This window comes from Azoarcus sp. TTM-91 (assembly GCF_012911025.1).
GTDB lineage: Bacteria > Pseudomonadota > Gammaproteobacteria > Burkholderiales > Rhodocyclaceae > Azoarcus.
The window spans coordinates 1-13,440 of the sequence record NZ_WUEI01000051.1 but is presented as its reverse complement, the minus strand read 5'-3'; the positions used below and the strand labels follow the sequence as shown (position 1 = coordinate 13,440).

Genomic DNA, 13,440 nt, shown 5'->3' with positions numbered 1-13,440 from the left:
TCCCCTAGCCGGCGCCCAAGTGCCCGGGCAGGCCGCCGCCGGCGCTGCGGCTGCGCCAGCGCCTCAGCTCGGCGAAGCGCATCACCGCGTCGGCGAGGTCGCCCTCGGTACCCAGTTCCAGCACGTCCACCCCGGCGGCGGCAAAGCTGCGGCGCAGCCCGGCCTCCCGCACCTCCGCCTGTGCGACGAAGCGCTCGCGGAAGCGGCGGTCGTGGGTATCCACCTGCAACTGCTCGCCGGTTTCGGCGTCTTCGAACACCAGCAGGCCGAGGTCGGGCAGTTCATGCTCCAGCGGATCGTGCACCCGTACCGACAGCAGTTCGTGGCGCTGCGCCAGTTGATGGAGGGGGCGCTCCCAGCCGCCGGCACCGATGAAGTCGGAAACGACGAACACCAGCGAGCGCCGCGGCACCACCTTGAGTGCGCTGGCGAGGAAGGCGGCGAGGTCGGTTTCGCCGCCGGCCGCGCTTTCCGGCCGGCCGGTGAGGGTGCGCAGCAGGTGGAGCACATGGCGCCGGCCGCTGCGGGCGGCGATCACCTTGTCCACCTTGTCGCCGCACAACACCGCGCCCACCCGGTTGCCGTTGCGGGTGAACAGCCGCGCCAGCACGGTCACGAACTCCACCAGCACGGTGCGCTTCTTGGCCTGGGAGCCGAAATCCACCGAGGGGCTGAGGTCGAGCAGAAACCAGGCCGCCACCTCCCTGTCCTCGTTGTACTGGCGCAGGTAGGGCGTCTGCAGGCGGGCGGTGACGTTCCAGTCGATGTGGCGCACGTCGTCGTGGTGCTGGTACTCGCGCAGATCGGCGAGGTCCAGGCCGAAGCCACGGAAGAGGGAACGGTAGTCGCCCTGCAGCAGGCCATCCAGGCGGCGGATCACCGTCCATTCCAGGCGCCGCAGCAGGCGCTCCGGGTCAACGCGCGCCGGGGCGTCCATGGCTTTCCAGGGGCTTTTCGGGCGCGGGCAGGCGGGCGGTGATGCGCTCGATGATCTCGTCCGCCGTCAGCTCGTCGGCCAGCGCCTCGTAGCTCAGCACCAGGCGGTGGCGCAGCACGTCCGGCACCAGGTCGGAGAGGTCCTGCGGCAGCACGTAGCTGCGGCCACGGAGGAAGGCGAGCGCCCGCGCGCCCTCGACCAGGTGGATGGAGGCGCGTGGGCTGGCGCCCCAGGTGATGTAGGGCGCCACATCCTCGATGCCGTAGCGCGCCGGGTCGCGGGTAGCGGCCACCAGCCGCACCGCGTACTGCACCAGCGAGGGATCCACGTAGGCGCCGCGGCAGTCGCGCTGCAGCATGGCCAGTTCCTCGGTGCTGGCCATGGCGGCGATGGTGATGGCGGGGCCGGTGACGCGCTCGACGATGGCGCACTCCTCTTCCTCGCTCGGGTAACCCACCAGCACCTTCATCATGAAGCGGTCCACCTGGGCTTCCGGCAGCGGATAAGTGCCTTCCGTCTCCACCGGGTTCTGCGTCGCCAGCACCAGGAAGGGGCTGGGCACCTTGTGGGTCTCGCCGGCGATGGTCACCTGGCGCTCCTGCATCACTTCCAGCAGCGCGCTCTGCACCTTGGCCGGGGCGCGGTTGATCTCGTCGGCCAGCAGCAGGTTGGCGAACACCGGCCCGAGCGAGGTGGTGAATTCGCCGCTCTTCTGGTTGTAGATGCGGGTGCCGACCAGGTCGGCCGGCACCAGGTCGGGGGTGAACTGGATGCGCTTGAAGCTGCCGCGCACGGTGGCGGCCAGGGTCTTCACCGTCAGCGTCTTGGCCAGGCCGGGCACGCCCTCCACCAGCAGATGGCCCTGCGCCAGCACCGCCACCAGCACCCGTTCGAGGAAGTGGTCCTGCCCCACCACCACCCGCTTCACCTCGTACAGGATGCGCTCCATCAGCGCCGCCACCCCGTTCTGGTCCGATTCCCTGGTACTCATGCGCTTCCCCCTGGCGGCCGGCGGCCGCAGCGATGATCGCGGCCGTGGCCGCATGCGGTGCCCGCGGGCACCTCCCCGAGCGTCAGAACGGCGACAGCCCCGCCGCGCCCGCCGCGCTTTCTATCGGCACCGCGAAGGCAATGCCGACGAAGAAACCCTGATCGGTGGGATTGAGGATGCCGGTGACGATGCCGACCACGTCGCCCTCCATGGTCACCAGCGGGCCGCCGGAGCTGCCCGGGTTGGCGGCGGCGTCGAACTGGATCAGGCGGGTGAGCGGCTGGCGGTCGTCGGCGGCACGGAATTCGCGGTTGAGGCCGGAGACCACGCCGGTGGTCACCGAGGGGCCGATGTCGAAGGGAAAGCCCACCGCCATCACCGGCTGGCCGAGGGCGAGCTCGCTGGCCGGCGCCATGGTCGCCGCCACGAGGTCGTCCGGAATGGCGCCGGCCTGCAGCACAGCGAGGTCGTGCTCCGGGCGGGCGCCGATCAGGGTGGCGGAAGCCTCCATGCCGTCGTGGAAGATCACCTTCAGCCGCCTGGAGCCGGCCACCACGTGGAGGTTGGTGAGGATGATGCCGCTGTCCACGATGACCACGCCCGAGCCTATGCTCTGCGCCTCGTCCTTGACCGCGTCCGGCTCCGCCTTGCCATCGCCGGCCTTGTCGGCGCCGCCGCCCTTGCCCTTGCCTGGCTTGTCGCTCTTCGCCTGGTGCTGCGGCGGCGCCGCGCTGGCGTAGGCGCGCACCCGCACCACCGAGGGCCGGATCTTGTCGTAGGCCTTGGCCGCCGGCGCGGCCACTCCGCGCTGCTCCAGCGTCTTCGCCACCACCTTCTCGATGTCCTCGTCGGCGGGTACATGCGGCGCGGTCTGCATGCCCATGTAGATTCCCAGCGGCAGCAGCGCCGCCAGCAGGCCGGCGAAGAACAGCACCGGCTTTCGTCCGAAGAAGGCACGCAGACCACGGGAGCGCGCCGGCGCCGCCGGCGGACAGGGGCCGGATGCGGTGGCGTCGTGGGGTGTGGCGGGAGAAGGGGGAGCCGCGGTGGAGACCGGGCTGGAAGCCGCGGCAACCCCGCCGGCTGGTGTGCGCGCACGCCCCTTCCCGCGGAACGAAGCTGCGCTGCTGCTGTAGAGCGGCGTTCTTCCCATGTGGCAATCCCCCACCGGTCGGCTGGCCCGGCACCGGGGCACGCAGCAGCGGCCGTCAGCGGGGCGATGGCAAGTGTGACTGTAGCGCTGCGGAGAAATTCCGTCGCCGCCGCAATAAGCCCGAAGGCGCCCCAAGTGCCCGCCCGGCAAGCGCTTTCCGGCGCCGCTGCGCTGGCTTCGCCGCCCGTGCCTCAGGCGGCCGATGCGGCCGGCGAAGCCCGAACGCGGTGCTACAGTAAAACGGATGCACCGGACCCACCGGTGGCGGATGTTCAGGCCGGCGCCGCGCCGGAAGGAGACGCCATGACCCTGATGTGGCCCGATCTGATCTGGCTCGCGCTGGCCCTGCCGGCGCTGGTGGCGGCATACGTATTACTGCTGCGCCGGCGCCGCCGCGCGCCGCTGCGCTACGCCAGCCTGGCGCTGCTGAGGCCTGCGCTGGGGCGCGGCCAGTGGCTGATGCGCCACCTGCCCGCGCTGCTGCTCCTGCTCGCCGTCGCCGCCGCGGTGGTGGCCATCTCGCGGCCGAGCGCGGTGGTCACCCTGCCGTCGGAGCAGCGCACCATCATCCTCGCCATCGACGTGTCGCTGAGCATGAGCGCGACCGACATCGCGCCCGACCGGCTGGCCGCCGCCCAGGCCGCGGCGCGGGAGTTCGTCCGCGCCCAGCCCGCGGATGTGCGCGTCGGCATCGTCTCCTTCGCCGGCACCGCCACCGTGGTGCAGCCACCCACCGACAACCGGGACGACCTCATCGCCGCCATCGACCGCCTGCAGCTGGACCGCCACACCGCCATCGGCAGCGGCATCATCGTCTCCCTCGCCACCCTGTTTCCCGAGCGCGCGATAGATCCCGAGCAGACGCTGATCAACGGCCGCCGCGGTGGCCCGGCCGCACCTGTCCCTACGCGCCCTCCGGCGGCAGACGCGGTGGCGCCGGCCTCCTTCAACTCGGCGGCGGTGATCCTGCTCACCGACGGCCGCCGCACCACCGGCCCCGACCCGGTGGACGCTGCCCGCATGGCCGCCGAGCATGGGGTGCGCGTGTTCACCGTGGGCTTCGGCACCTCGGAAGGGGCGATGGTGAGCAACGAAGGCTGGTCGGTGTTCATGCGCTTCGACGAGGACACGCTGAAAGCCATCGCCGACATCACCCAGGCGCGCTACTTCCACGCCGGCACCGCGGCGGAACTGCAGCAGATCTACCAGGACCTCAATGCCCGCTTCGTACTGGAGCGCAGGGGCACCGAAATCACCGCCCTGTTCGCGGCCGCCGCCGCCGCGCTGATGCTGGCGGCGGCGTTCGTGTCGCTGACGCGGGTGAATCGGTACGCCTGAGGGGTGGGGCCAAGGCTGGGCCGCGTCTCCGCCAATCAACCGGACGCGGCATGGTTTCTCCCCTCTCCCCTTGCAAGATGGCTCGCTCGAAGAGAGGGGGAATAGAAAGCATCGCCTGACTCTCCCCTATGCCGACGGAGAAGAGCCACCTGCTCATCTCGCCAGCACGGGTTTGCTCCCTCCCCCCTCGCGGGGGAAGGCCGGGGAGAGGGGGACGCCCCGCAAGGCGCGGCTACGAGCGAGGCTCGCGGGCACCTCCCCCTCTCCCCCGTCCCCTCTCCCGCCAGGGGAGAGGGGAGAAAACCACTGCGAGGGCGGCCCTTCCCCTCAACGCAATCCCCGCGTCTCCGCGAACAGCCTCAACAAACCGAACAGCGCCGCGATGCTGGGTACCTGTACGCCAACCCGGCCGGCGATCTCGTGCACCACGCCGATCAGCGCATCCACCTCCAGCCTGCGGCCGGCTTCCACGTCCTGCAGCATGGAGGTCTTCATGGCGCCCAGCTTGCGGGTGACGGCATTGCGCTCCTGCGGCGACTGCGCCACCGGGCAGCCGATGCGTTCGCCGACCTCGGCCGCCTCGCGCATCACCGCCACGCAGAAATCGTTCACCAGCGGGTCGTCCAGCATGCGATCGGAGGTGGCGCCGGTGAGGGCGGAGATGGGGTTCATGGTCATGTTGCCCCACAGCTTGAACCAGATGTCCTGCTGGATGCGCTCGGACAGCTTCACCTCCAGCCCGGCGCCGGACAGCAGTTCCGCCGCCGCGCGCAGCCCCGCCGAGGCCGCGCCGCCGGCCGGTTCGCCCAGGATCAGGCCGTTGCCGAAGCCGTGGCGGCACACGCCCGGCGCCGGGGTGTTGCAGGCGATGTGCACCACGCAGCCGATCACCTGCTCGCTGGGTATGCGCCGGCGCAGGCCGCCATCCGGGTCCACCGTGGTCAGCGTGGTGCCGGCCAGCGGGCCAGGGAGTCCGTCGAAGAACCACCAGGGCACGCCGTTCATGGCCAGCAGCACCTTGGTGTGCGGGCCGAGCAGCGGGCCGATGGCATCCGCCACCGCCGCCAGCGCCGGCTGCTTCACCGCCACGATCACCAGGTCCTGCGGCCCGAGTTCGGCCGGCTCGGCCACCGCGCGGATGGGGAAATAGCGGCGGCTGCCGTCGGCTTCCTCCAGCCCCAGGCCATGCTGGCGCAGGGCAGCCAGGGTGTCGCCGCGCGCCACCGCGTTGAGGGCGTGGCCGGCGGCGGCCAGCCGGGTGCCCATGAGTCCGCCGACCGCGCCGACGCCGTAGAGACAGATCTTCACTGCGGAAATCCTCCTCGTCTTGTCGTTGTCGCGCGTGCCGGCTGCCGGCCGCGCCTCAATAACGGTAGCCGGGATCGACGCGCTCGACCAGCCGGGTGAAGGCCGCCAGCGCGTCCTCGCCCGCGCCGAAGCGGGGGTCGAAGTTGAGCGAATCCGCCACGCACTTCTCCAGCACCGGCCGCGGCAGCTCGATCACCTCGCCCATGGACTGCGCCGCCAGTTGCACCTCGCAGGCGCGCTGCACCAGCCACAGCAGGGCGAAGGCCTGCGCCGGGGTGGCGCCCAGCACCACCGGGCCGTGGTTGCGCAGCAGCAGCACCGGCTTGCCGCCGGCGCTGGCGAGGATGCGCTCGCCCTCGTCCATGTGCACCGTGATGCCCTCGAACTCGTGGTAGGCCACCTTGCCGTAGAGCTGGGCGGCGTAGAAGTTGCTGAAGGAGAGCCCCTGCTTGAGGCAGCACACCGCCTGGGTGGCGGTGGTATGCACATGCATGACGCAGTGGGCGCCTTCCACCTGCGCATGGATGGCACTGTGGAAGGTGAAGCCGGCCGGGTTGATGGGCCAGTCGGCGTGGCCGACGATGTTGCCGTCGATGTCCACCTTGACCAGGTTGGAGGCGCAGACCTCGCTGTAGTGCAGGCCGAAGGGGTTGATGAGGAAGTGCTGCGGCTCGCCCGGCACCCGCAGCGAGATGTGGTTGTAGATGGATTCGTCCCACTTGAGGTAGGCGAAGATGCGGTACATCGCCGCCAGTTCCACCCGCGCCTGCCATTCGGCGGCACCGAAGCGCGCCGGGCGGTTGTAGTCGCGTCTGTTATTTTCCATGTCGTCCTTCCTCCTTTCCTGTCTATCGATTGCCCGGCGCCGGGCGACCACAGCCGCCCGGCGCCCAGGCGTTCAGCGTGCGGCGGTGGCCGCCGGGTTCCTGCCCGCCAGTGCCCGCGCGGCGGCGAGCAGGGCGGCGCCATCCACGCCCTTGGCGCGCACCTCCTCCACCCAGTCGCGCTCCACGGTGGCGCTGCGCTGGCGCAGCTGCTCGTAGTCGGCGCCGTCCAGCAGGGTGACGGTGTGGCCGGCGGCCTTGACCTTGTTGCGGGCGGCCTCGATGGCGCCATCCCAGGCGGTGCCGAAGCGGGCCGACAGCGCGGCGCCGCTGTTGCGGTCGAGGATCTCGCGCAGGTCCGCCGGCAGCGCGGCGTACTTGTCCTTGTTCATCAGCACCACCAGCACGGTGGCACCCAGCGCCGGCTTGTCCGCCGGGGTCTCCATGTGGAAACGGGTGACCTCGTCCAGCTTGGTCGGCACGATGACCTCCCACACCGCCGAGGCGCCGTCCACCACGCCCTTGGCGATGGCCTCGGTCATCTGCGCCGGCGGCATCGCCACCGGCATCGCGCCCAGCGCCGCCAGGGTACGGGAGATGGCGCGGTTGGGCGCGCGCAGCTTCATGCCGCGCAGGTCGTCCGGGCTGTTCACCGGCTTGTTGGCGGTGTGGATGTTCATGCCGCCGTCGCCGTGCATGGCGAGCACCTTGTAGCCAGCGTACTCCTCGCGCAGGTTCTGCTCGTAGAAGGCCCAGGCCATCCTGGCCTGCGCGGTGCCGCCCAGCGGCATCACGCCGGGCAGCTCCAGCGCCTCGGTACGGGGGAAGCGGCCGGGCGAGTAGCCGGGCGCGGTCCACACCACGTCGGCCACGCCGTTCTTCGCCTGGTCGGCGAGCTGGCCGGGGGTGCCGCCGAGCTGCATCGCCGGGAAGAACTGGCACTTGATGCGGCCGGCGGATTCGCGCGTCAGGGTGTCGCACCAGGGCGCCAGCACCTCTTTCTGCGCCAGCGCGACGCCGGGCAGGAAGTGGGCGAGGCGCAGGGTGACTTCTTCGGCGGCGGTAGCGGGCAAGCTGGCAGCGGCGGTGACCAGGGCCGATGCGGTGAGCAGGGCGAAACGGGAAAGGCGCAGTCCGCGCATGGGTGTCTCCTTTATGGGCAGAAACCGCCGGCGAACGGATGCGCGGGCGGCATCGCCATGCTAGGAATCCGGCCCGGCCGCCGGCTACCCGAAAACGGCGGACGCTGTACGGATCCGGCGGAAATCTTCGTTGGGAGGCGGGCTGCCGCCGCAGCGTCGGTGCCCTCCCCTGCGCAGGCCCTCCCGGCAGGCCTTCACCCCGGGAGCGAGCCGCCGATTGATTCCTCCCGCGGAACAGTGTGATTCACCTGCCGCGGTTTTTTCCGGCGGCGGATACGGCGACAATCACCGCCATGCTCCGGGGCTCCACCCCGGCCCCTCAAAACAAAAGCAAGGACACACCATGAGCGCCAACGACGCCGCCCTCGACCTCATCTTCCGCACCGCCCGCAGCTTCAACCGCTTCACCGACCAGCCGGTATCCGATGACACCCTGCGCCAGCTCTACGAGCTGCTGAAGTGGGGCCCGACCTCGATGAACTGCCAGCCGGCGCGCTATGTGTTCGTCAAGAGCGCCGAGGCCAAGGCCAGGCTCAAGCCGGGGCTGGCCCCGGGCAATGCGGACAAGACCATGGCCGCGCCGGTGACCGTCATCGTCGCCCAGGACCCGCGCTTCTACGAGCAGCTGCCGGCGCAGTTCCCCGCCGTGCCCGGCGCTCGCGACATGTTCGCCGGCAACGCCGCGCTGGCCGATGCCACCGCCTTCCGCAACAGCAGCCTGCAGGCCGCCTACCTGATCGTTGCCGCCCGCGCGCTGGGCCTGGACTGCGGCCCGATGAGCGGCTTCGATGCCGCCAAGGTGGACGCCGAGTTCTTCCCCGGCGGCGAGTTCAAGTCCAACATGCTGATCAACCTCGGCTACGGCGACGCCGCCGGCAACTATCCGCGCGGCCCGCGCCTGGGCTTCGACGAAGTCGCCCGCATCGTCTGACGCGCTCCCTTCCCGACACACCCGCAGCCCCGCCGCCGGCAGCCCGCCGGCCGCGGGGCTGCCGCGTTCACCCCGCCCGGTCGGCCGAGAAGGTCTCGAAGAACAGCGCCCGCAGCCAGGCGTTGCCGGGGTCGTGCTGGAAGCGTGGATGCCAGCTCTGGCGCAGCGCCAGCGCCGGCAGCTCCACCGGCGGCGGCAGGCAGCGGATGCCGGCGTGGGTGCCGAACACCCGCGCCATGTGCTCCGGCACGGTGGCGATCAGGTCGCTGCCCTCGATCAGCATCGGCAGCGTCAGGAAGCCCTGGGTCATCATGAAGAAGCGCCGCTTCAGGCCCTGCGCCTGCAGCGCCCATTCGAAGATGTCCTCGTCGCGGCCGAAAGGCATCACGCCAACGTGCTCGGCGGCGAGGTAAGCCTCGCGCGCTATGCGCTCGCCGTAGCGCGGGTTGTCGCGGCTGACGATGCACACCAGCGGATGGCGCACCAGCTGCTGCTGGTACAGGCCCTCGGCGGTCAGCGGCAGGCTGCCGATGGCGAGGTCGATGTCGCGCCGCTCCAGCGCCGCCGGCAGCTCGCGCGGCATCAGCCGCAACACCCGCAGGCGCGCATGCGGCGCGCGCTCGCGCAAGCGCGGCACCAGCCGCGGCATGAACACCAGCTCGGCCATGTCGGTCATGCTCAACGAGAACACCCGCCGCGACTGCGCCGGGTCGAAGCCCGCCCCCGGCACCAGGCGGGCGCGCACGCCCTCCATCATCTCCGCCACCACCGGCGCCAGCTCCAGCGCCTTCTGCGTTGCCACCATGCGGGCGCCGCTGCGGACGAACAGCGGATCGTTGAAATAGACGCGCAGCCGGCGCAGCGCGTGGCTCATCGTCGGCTGCGTCATGCCCAGCGCCTCACCGGCGCGCGACACGCTGCCGTGGGTCAGCAAGGCATCCAGCACCGGCATCAGGTTGAGATCCAGCTCGCGGAAAGACATCCGGCCTCCATGCATGGGAACGCGGTCGTGCTGCGGGACAACATGAATCACTAACATATTAGACATGTCCGCCAGCGCATTTACCACACCCACCGCCGCTTCCTAGACTTGCCTCCATCGCCGCCTCGCCGGCAGCAGGCGCGGCAATACAACAAAAGAACGAGGAGACAGAGACATGACCCGCCCCAGCGCCAAGCTCATCCAGGCCGCCCAGGCCGCTTCCCGCCGCCTCGCCGACCGCGACACCCCCTTCATCTACAACGCCTGGTATGTCGCCGCCTTCGCCGAGGAAGTCGGCGAGGCCCTGCTCCGCCGCACCCTGCTGGGCAAGCGGGTGGTGATGTTCCGCACTGGCGATGGCCGCGCGGTGGTGCTGGACGACCGCTGCCCGCACCGCTCCTTCCCCCTCTCCGCCAGCCGCCGCGACGGCGACACCATCGTCTGCGGCTACCACGGCCTGCGCTTCGACAGCCACGGCGACTGTGTGGAGGCGCCGTCGCAGTCGCCCTGTCCCAAAGGCATAGGGGTGCGCGCCTACGCGGTGGTGGAGCATGGCCCGCTGCTGTGGATCTGGATGGGCGACCCGGCCGAGGCCGACCCGGCGCAACTGCCGCCCGCCGCCTGGATCACCGACCCCGCGTGGGAAACCTCCCACGGCCACATGGACCTGCGCGCCAGCTACGTGCGCCTGCACGAGAACCTGCTGGACCTCACCCACCTCAGCTTCCTCCATGCCGCCACCATAGGCACGCCGGACTACGCCGGCGCCGCCTACCAGACCGAGCTGGGCGACGGCCGCTTCGCCCTGGTACGCAACGTGGTGCCGACCTCGCTGCCGCCGGTGTGGGGCGAGCCCACCGGCCTCTACGGCAAGCCCACCGCCGCCCGCATCGCCCGCTCCGAGTTCCACTCGCCGGCCATGCACGAGGTGAACGTGGTCTTCTACGACACCGCCCTGCCCGCCGGAAGCCGGCCGGAGTTCCGCATCCGCACCGCCCACCTGCCGACACCGGAGACCGCCACCAGCACCCACTACTTCGTGGTGCACGGCCGCGACTTCGCCCAGCAGGACGCCGCCATCACCCACGCCATGCACGAACGCCTGTTCGCCGCCTTCCATGAGGACGTGGTCGGCCTGGCGCTGCAGGAGGAACTGCTGGCCAGCGCCGACGAGGACTTCCACGAAATGTCGCTGGCGGCGGACGGGCCGGCGATCGCGATGCGCCGGTACATCAAGGCGCGGGCCGAGGCGGAGGCGGCCGCGCGGGCGGCGGCGAGGCAGCCGGAGGGCAGCGCCGCGGCACGGGCGCAACCGCAGCCGGCTTGAGGGAGAGAGGGCTCAGGCGCGGCCGGCATGCAATTCTGGCTGGCCGCCCGCGCTGCACGGTCCACGCCGAGATCGACCGCCACCCCGCAAGCACCGCGTCTTTCCCCGCTCCCCTCGGCGGATGAGGGAGAACCAGCCTCTCATTTGCCTGGACGGCGTCAGCGCCATCCTTCCTTCACCAACTACGCGACATAGGGCCAAACGCCCTGCAGCACACAGAACGGCACCAAGCCCCCCAACCCCGGCACGCACCCAACAGAGGCGCGGCCCCTGGAGAGAGACATGTACGAAGTCGTGCTCACCCGCAAGCAGCGGGAAGCCGAAGGCATCTTCAGCTTCCGCCTTGAGCGCCCCGACGGCGGCACCCTGCCCGCCTTCGAGGCCGGCGCCCACATCGACGTCACCATAGACATCGCCGATGACGGCGCGCCCGGCAGCCCCTCCGGCCGCCAGCTCGTCCGCCAGCTCATCCGCCAGTACTCCCTGTGCAACCCGCCGCGCGCCGGCGCCGCCGACCACTACCTCATCGGCGTGCTGGACGACCCCGCCTCCCGCGGCGGCTCGCGCGCCCTGTGCCGGCAGCTGGAAGAAGGCCGGCGGCTGCGCATCTCGGCACCGCGCAACCTCTTCGCCCTCGCGCCGGAACCCGCACCGGCGCTGCTGGTGGCCGGCGGCATCGGCATCACGCCCATTCTCGCCATGGCCGAAGCGCTGGCCGCCGCCGGCCGCGACTACCGCCTGCACTACTGTGCCCGCCGCCGCTCCCAGGCCGCCTTCCTCTCCCGCCTGGCCGCCGCGCCGCACGCTGCCCGCAGCCAGCTGCATTTCGACGACGAACAGCCCTTCGACGCCGCCGCCGCGCTCGCCGGCGCGACGGCCGGCGCCCACCTCTACGTCTGCGGCCCGGCCGGCTTCATGGACCACCTCGCCACCACCGCCCTCAACCTGGGCTGGGACGCAGACCGCCTGCACCGCGAGCACTTCGGCCGCGCCCCGGCAGTCGTCGACAGCGGCGACCTGCCCTTCGAAGTCGAGATCGCCAGCACCGGCGCCCGCATCCCGGTGGCGGCGGACGAATCCGTCACCCAGGCCCTGGCCCGCGCCGGCATCGACATTCCCACCTCCTGCGAGCAAGGCGTGTGCGGCACCTGCCTCACCCGGGTGCTCGCCGGCCAGCCAGACCACCGCGACCAGTTCCTCACCGCACAAGAGCGCGCCGCAGCAGACCACTTCCTGCCCTGCTGCTCACGCGCCCGAGGCCCGTTGCTGAAGCTGGATCTCTGATCCCGCCGGCAGCGCCCATCCGCCGCCCGGCCACCGGCCGCGGCGGCAGCAGCACCCCACCAGAGAAGAAGGAGACGACAGCATGAAATCCACCCGTCAACCCACGCCGGCCGCGCCGTCCACCCGCCGCAGCAAGAAACCCCGGGCCGCCCTGCCCACGCTGGCGCTGGCCACCGCGCTGGCCGCCCTCGCCATTCCGGCCGCCCACGCCCAGGAGGTCACCCTCAAGGTCGCCCACTTCCTGCCGGCCAACGTCTCCGGCCACCAGAAGGTGCTGGTGCCCTGGTGTGCCGACATCGCCCGTGACTCCCAGGGCCGCATCGCCTGCCAGTTCTACCCGGCGATGCAGCTGGGCGGCACGCCGGCGCAGCTGGTGGACCAGGTCAAGAACGGCGTCGCCGACGTGGTATGGACCGTGCCCGGCTACTCCGCCGGCCGCTTCCCCGCCATCGAAGCCATGGAGCTGCCCTTCGTCATCAGCGACGCCAGCCGCGGCGGCCTCGCCACCTGGCAGTACTACCAGCGCCACGCGCAGAAGGAGTTCGACGCCTACAAGGTGCTGGCGATGTTCGTCGACGGCGGCGTCACCCTGCACACCGGCCGCAAGGAGATCAAGACGCCGGCCGACATCGAGGGCCTCAAGCTGCGCGCGCCCGGCCGCATGGCCTCCAAGACCCTGGCCGCGCTCGGCGGCCAGCCGGTGGCCATGCCGCCGGCGCAGATGACCGAGGCCATCTCCAAGGGCGTGGTGGACGGCGCCATGGGCGGCTGGGAGTTCGTGCCCTCGACCAAGCTCGACGAGGTCACCCGCTTCCATGTCGACCCGCCCGCCGGCCAGCCCTTCCCGGTTGCCACCGTGCTCACCATCCTGATGAACAAGGCCAAGTACGAGCGCCTGCCGGACGACCTGAAGGCGGTCATCGACAAGCACAGCGGCGAAGCCCTGGTCACCCGCGCCGGCCGCAACTGGGACGACGAAACCGAGGCTGCCCGCGCCAAGGTGCTGGCCGGCGGCGGCAAGATCCATCGCTTCAGCGAGGACGACATGCGCGCCATGCGCGCCGCCACCGCCAAGGTGGACGAGGAATGGATCGCCGAAGTCAGCCGCAAGGGGCTGGACGGCAAGGCGCTGGCCGCGGCCGCGAGGGAACTGGCCGCCGCGCCCTGAGGCGGCAGCCAGCGGCAAGCCCCCAAGGCCGGGGCGGGCGCCCCCGCTCCGGCCC

General features: G+C 71.2%; 12 protein-coding genes. 5 read left to right on the top strand and 7 right to left on the bottom strand.

The genetic code is table 11. The features are described 5' to 3' along the window. Positions 1–4: 4 nt before the first annotated feature. The 3 genes from GRF61_RS14390 to GRF61_RS14380 form a co-directional block, all read right to left on the bottom strand. A complete protein-coding gene (locus tag GRF61_RS14390) occupies positions 5–937 on the bottom strand; it encodes a DUF58 domain-containing protein (protein ID WP_169151330.1) in 933 nt (310 codons plus the stop codon). Next, the gene (locus GRF61_RS14385) at positions 915–1,886 is read right to left on the bottom strand and encodes a MoxR family ATPase (RefSeq protein WP_348982405.1); all 972 of its coding nucleotides are present in this window, start codon (positions 1,884–1,886) and stop codon (positions 915–917) included. The genes GRF61_RS14390 and GRF61_RS14385 overlap by 23 nt, the downstream gene beginning before the upstream one ends. A 124-nt stretch (positions 1,887–2,010) precedes the next feature. Continuing rightward, positions 2,011–2,862, bottom strand: a complete 852-nt coding sequence (locus GRF61_RS14380; RefSeq protein ID WP_348982404.1) for a trypsin-like peptidase domain-containing protein — start codon at positions 2,860–2,862, stop codon at positions 2,011–2,013. 522 nt (positions 2,863–3,384) lie between these two features. Here GRF61_RS14380 and GRF61_RS14375 point away from each other — a divergent pair. Next, positions 3,385–4,419 carry a VWA domain-containing protein gene (locus tag GRF61_RS14375; protein WP_169151327.1) on the top strand — a complete coding sequence of 345 codons (1,035 nt, stop codon included), beginning with the start codon at positions 3,385–3,387 and terminating at the stop codon, positions 4,417–4,419. Between the two features lie 327 nt (positions 4,420–4,746). On the opposite strand, the gene GRF61_RS14370 is transcribed toward GRF61_RS14375, so the two are convergent. The 3 genes from GRF61_RS14370 to GRF61_RS14360 all read right to left on the bottom strand — a co-directional run bounded on the left by GRF61_RS14370 (position 4,747) and on the right by GRF61_RS14360 (position 7,693). Next, positions 4,747–5,727 carry a 2-dehydropantoate 2-reductase gene (locus tag GRF61_RS14370; protein ID WP_169151326.1) on the bottom strand — a complete coding sequence of 327 codons (981 nt, stop codon included), beginning with the start codon at positions 5,725–5,727 and terminating at the stop codon, positions 4,747–4,749. 55 nt (positions 5,728–5,782) lie between these two features. After that, positions 5,783–6,553 carry a class II aldolase/adducin family protein gene (locus GRF61_RS14365; RefSeq protein ID WP_169151325.1) on the bottom strand — a complete coding sequence of 257 codons (771 nt, stop codon included), beginning with the start codon at positions 6,551–6,553 and terminating at the stop codon, positions 5,783–5,785. A gap of 72 nt (positions 6,554–6,625) precedes the next feature. Further along, on the bottom strand, positions 6,626–7,693 hold the full coding sequence (locus GRF61_RS14360; RefSeq protein ID WP_169151324.1) for a TRAP transporter substrate-binding protein: 1,068 nt from the start codon (positions 7,691–7,693) through the stop codon (positions 6,626–6,628). A 343-nt stretch (positions 7,694–8,036) separates the two neighbouring features. Between GRF61_RS14360 and GRF61_RS14355 the strand changes: the two genes are divergently transcribed. Next, the gene (locus GRF61_RS14355) at positions 8,037–8,624 is read left to right on the top strand and encodes a malonic semialdehyde reductase (protein WP_169151323.1); all 588 of its coding nucleotides are present in this window, start codon (positions 8,037–8,039) and stop codon (positions 8,622–8,624) included. A 67-nt stretch (positions 8,625–8,691) separates the two neighbouring features. On the opposite strand, the gene GRF61_RS14350 is transcribed toward GRF61_RS14355, so the two are convergent. Continuing rightward, positions 8,692–9,606: a LysR family transcriptional regulator gene (locus GRF61_RS14350; RefSeq protein WP_169151322.1), complete on the bottom strand. Its 915-nt coding sequence runs from the start codon at positions 9,604–9,606 to the stop codon at positions 8,692–8,694. Between the two features lie 175 nt (positions 9,607–9,781). Between GRF61_RS14350 and GRF61_RS14345 the strand changes: the two genes are divergently transcribed. The 3 genes from GRF61_RS14345 (at position 9,782) to GRF61_RS14335 (ending at position 13,385) form a co-directional block, all read left to right on the top strand. Then, positions 9,782–10,933 (top strand): aromatic ring-hydroxylating dioxygenase subunit alpha, encoded by a 1,152-nt coding sequence (locus GRF61_RS14345; RefSeq protein ID WP_169151321.1) that lies wholly within the window; start codon positions 9,782–9,784, stop codon positions 10,931–10,933. 282 nt (positions 10,934–11,215) lie between these two features. Further along, positions 11,216–12,217 carry a PDR/VanB family oxidoreductase gene (locus GRF61_RS14340; protein WP_169151320.1) on the top strand — a complete coding sequence of 334 codons (1,002 nt, stop codon included), beginning with the start codon at positions 11,216–11,218 and terminating at the stop codon, positions 12,215–12,217. Positions 12,218–12,299: 82 nt separating this feature from the next. Beyond that, positions 12,300–13,385, top strand: coding sequence for a TRAP transporter substrate-binding protein (locus GRF61_RS14335; protein ID WP_169151319.1), 1,086 nt, complete (start codon positions 12,300–12,302; stop codon positions 13,383–13,385). Positions 13,386–13,440 lie beyond the last annotated feature (55 nt).

Coding starts and splice junctions, on each gene's coding strand:
- GRF61_RS14345 (WP_169151321.1), top strand. CDS start 9,782: ATGACCCGCCCCAGCGCCAAGCTCATCCAGGCCGCCCAGGCCGCTTCC.
- GRF61_RS14385 (WP_348982405.1), bottom strand. CDS start 1,886: ATGGAGCGCATCCTGTACGAGGTGAAGCGGGTGGTGGTGGGGCAGGAC.
- GRF61_RS14365 (WP_169151325.1), bottom strand. CDS start 6,553: ATGGAAAATAACAGACGCGACTACAACCGCCCGGCGCGCTTCGGTGCC.
- GRF61_RS14360 (WP_169151324.1), bottom strand. CDS start 7,693: ATGCGCGGACTGCGCCTTTCCCGTTTCGCCCTGCTCACCGCATCGGCC.
- GRF61_RS14375 (WP_169151327.1), top strand. CDS start 3,385: ATGACCCTGATGTGGCCCGATCTGATCTGGCTCGCGCTGGCCCTGCCG.
- GRF61_RS14390 (WP_169151330.1), bottom strand. CDS start 937: ATGGACGCCCCGGCGCGCGTTGACCCGGAGCGCCTGCTGCGGCGCCTG.
- GRF61_RS14350 (WP_169151322.1), bottom strand. CDS start 9,606: ATGTCTTTCCGCGAGCTGGATCTCAACCTGATGCCGGTGCTGGATGCC.
- GRF61_RS14355 (WP_169151323.1), top strand. CDS start 8,037: ATGAGCGCCAACGACGCCGCCCTCGACCTCATCTTCCGCACCGCCCGC.
- GRF61_RS14335 (WP_169151319.1), top strand. CDS start 12,300: ATGAAATCCACCCGTCAACCCACGCCGGCCGCGCCGTCCACCCGCCGC.
- GRF61_RS14340 (WP_169151320.1), top strand. CDS start 11,216: ATGTACGAAGTCGTGCTCACCCGCAAGCAGCGGGAAGCCGAAGGCATC.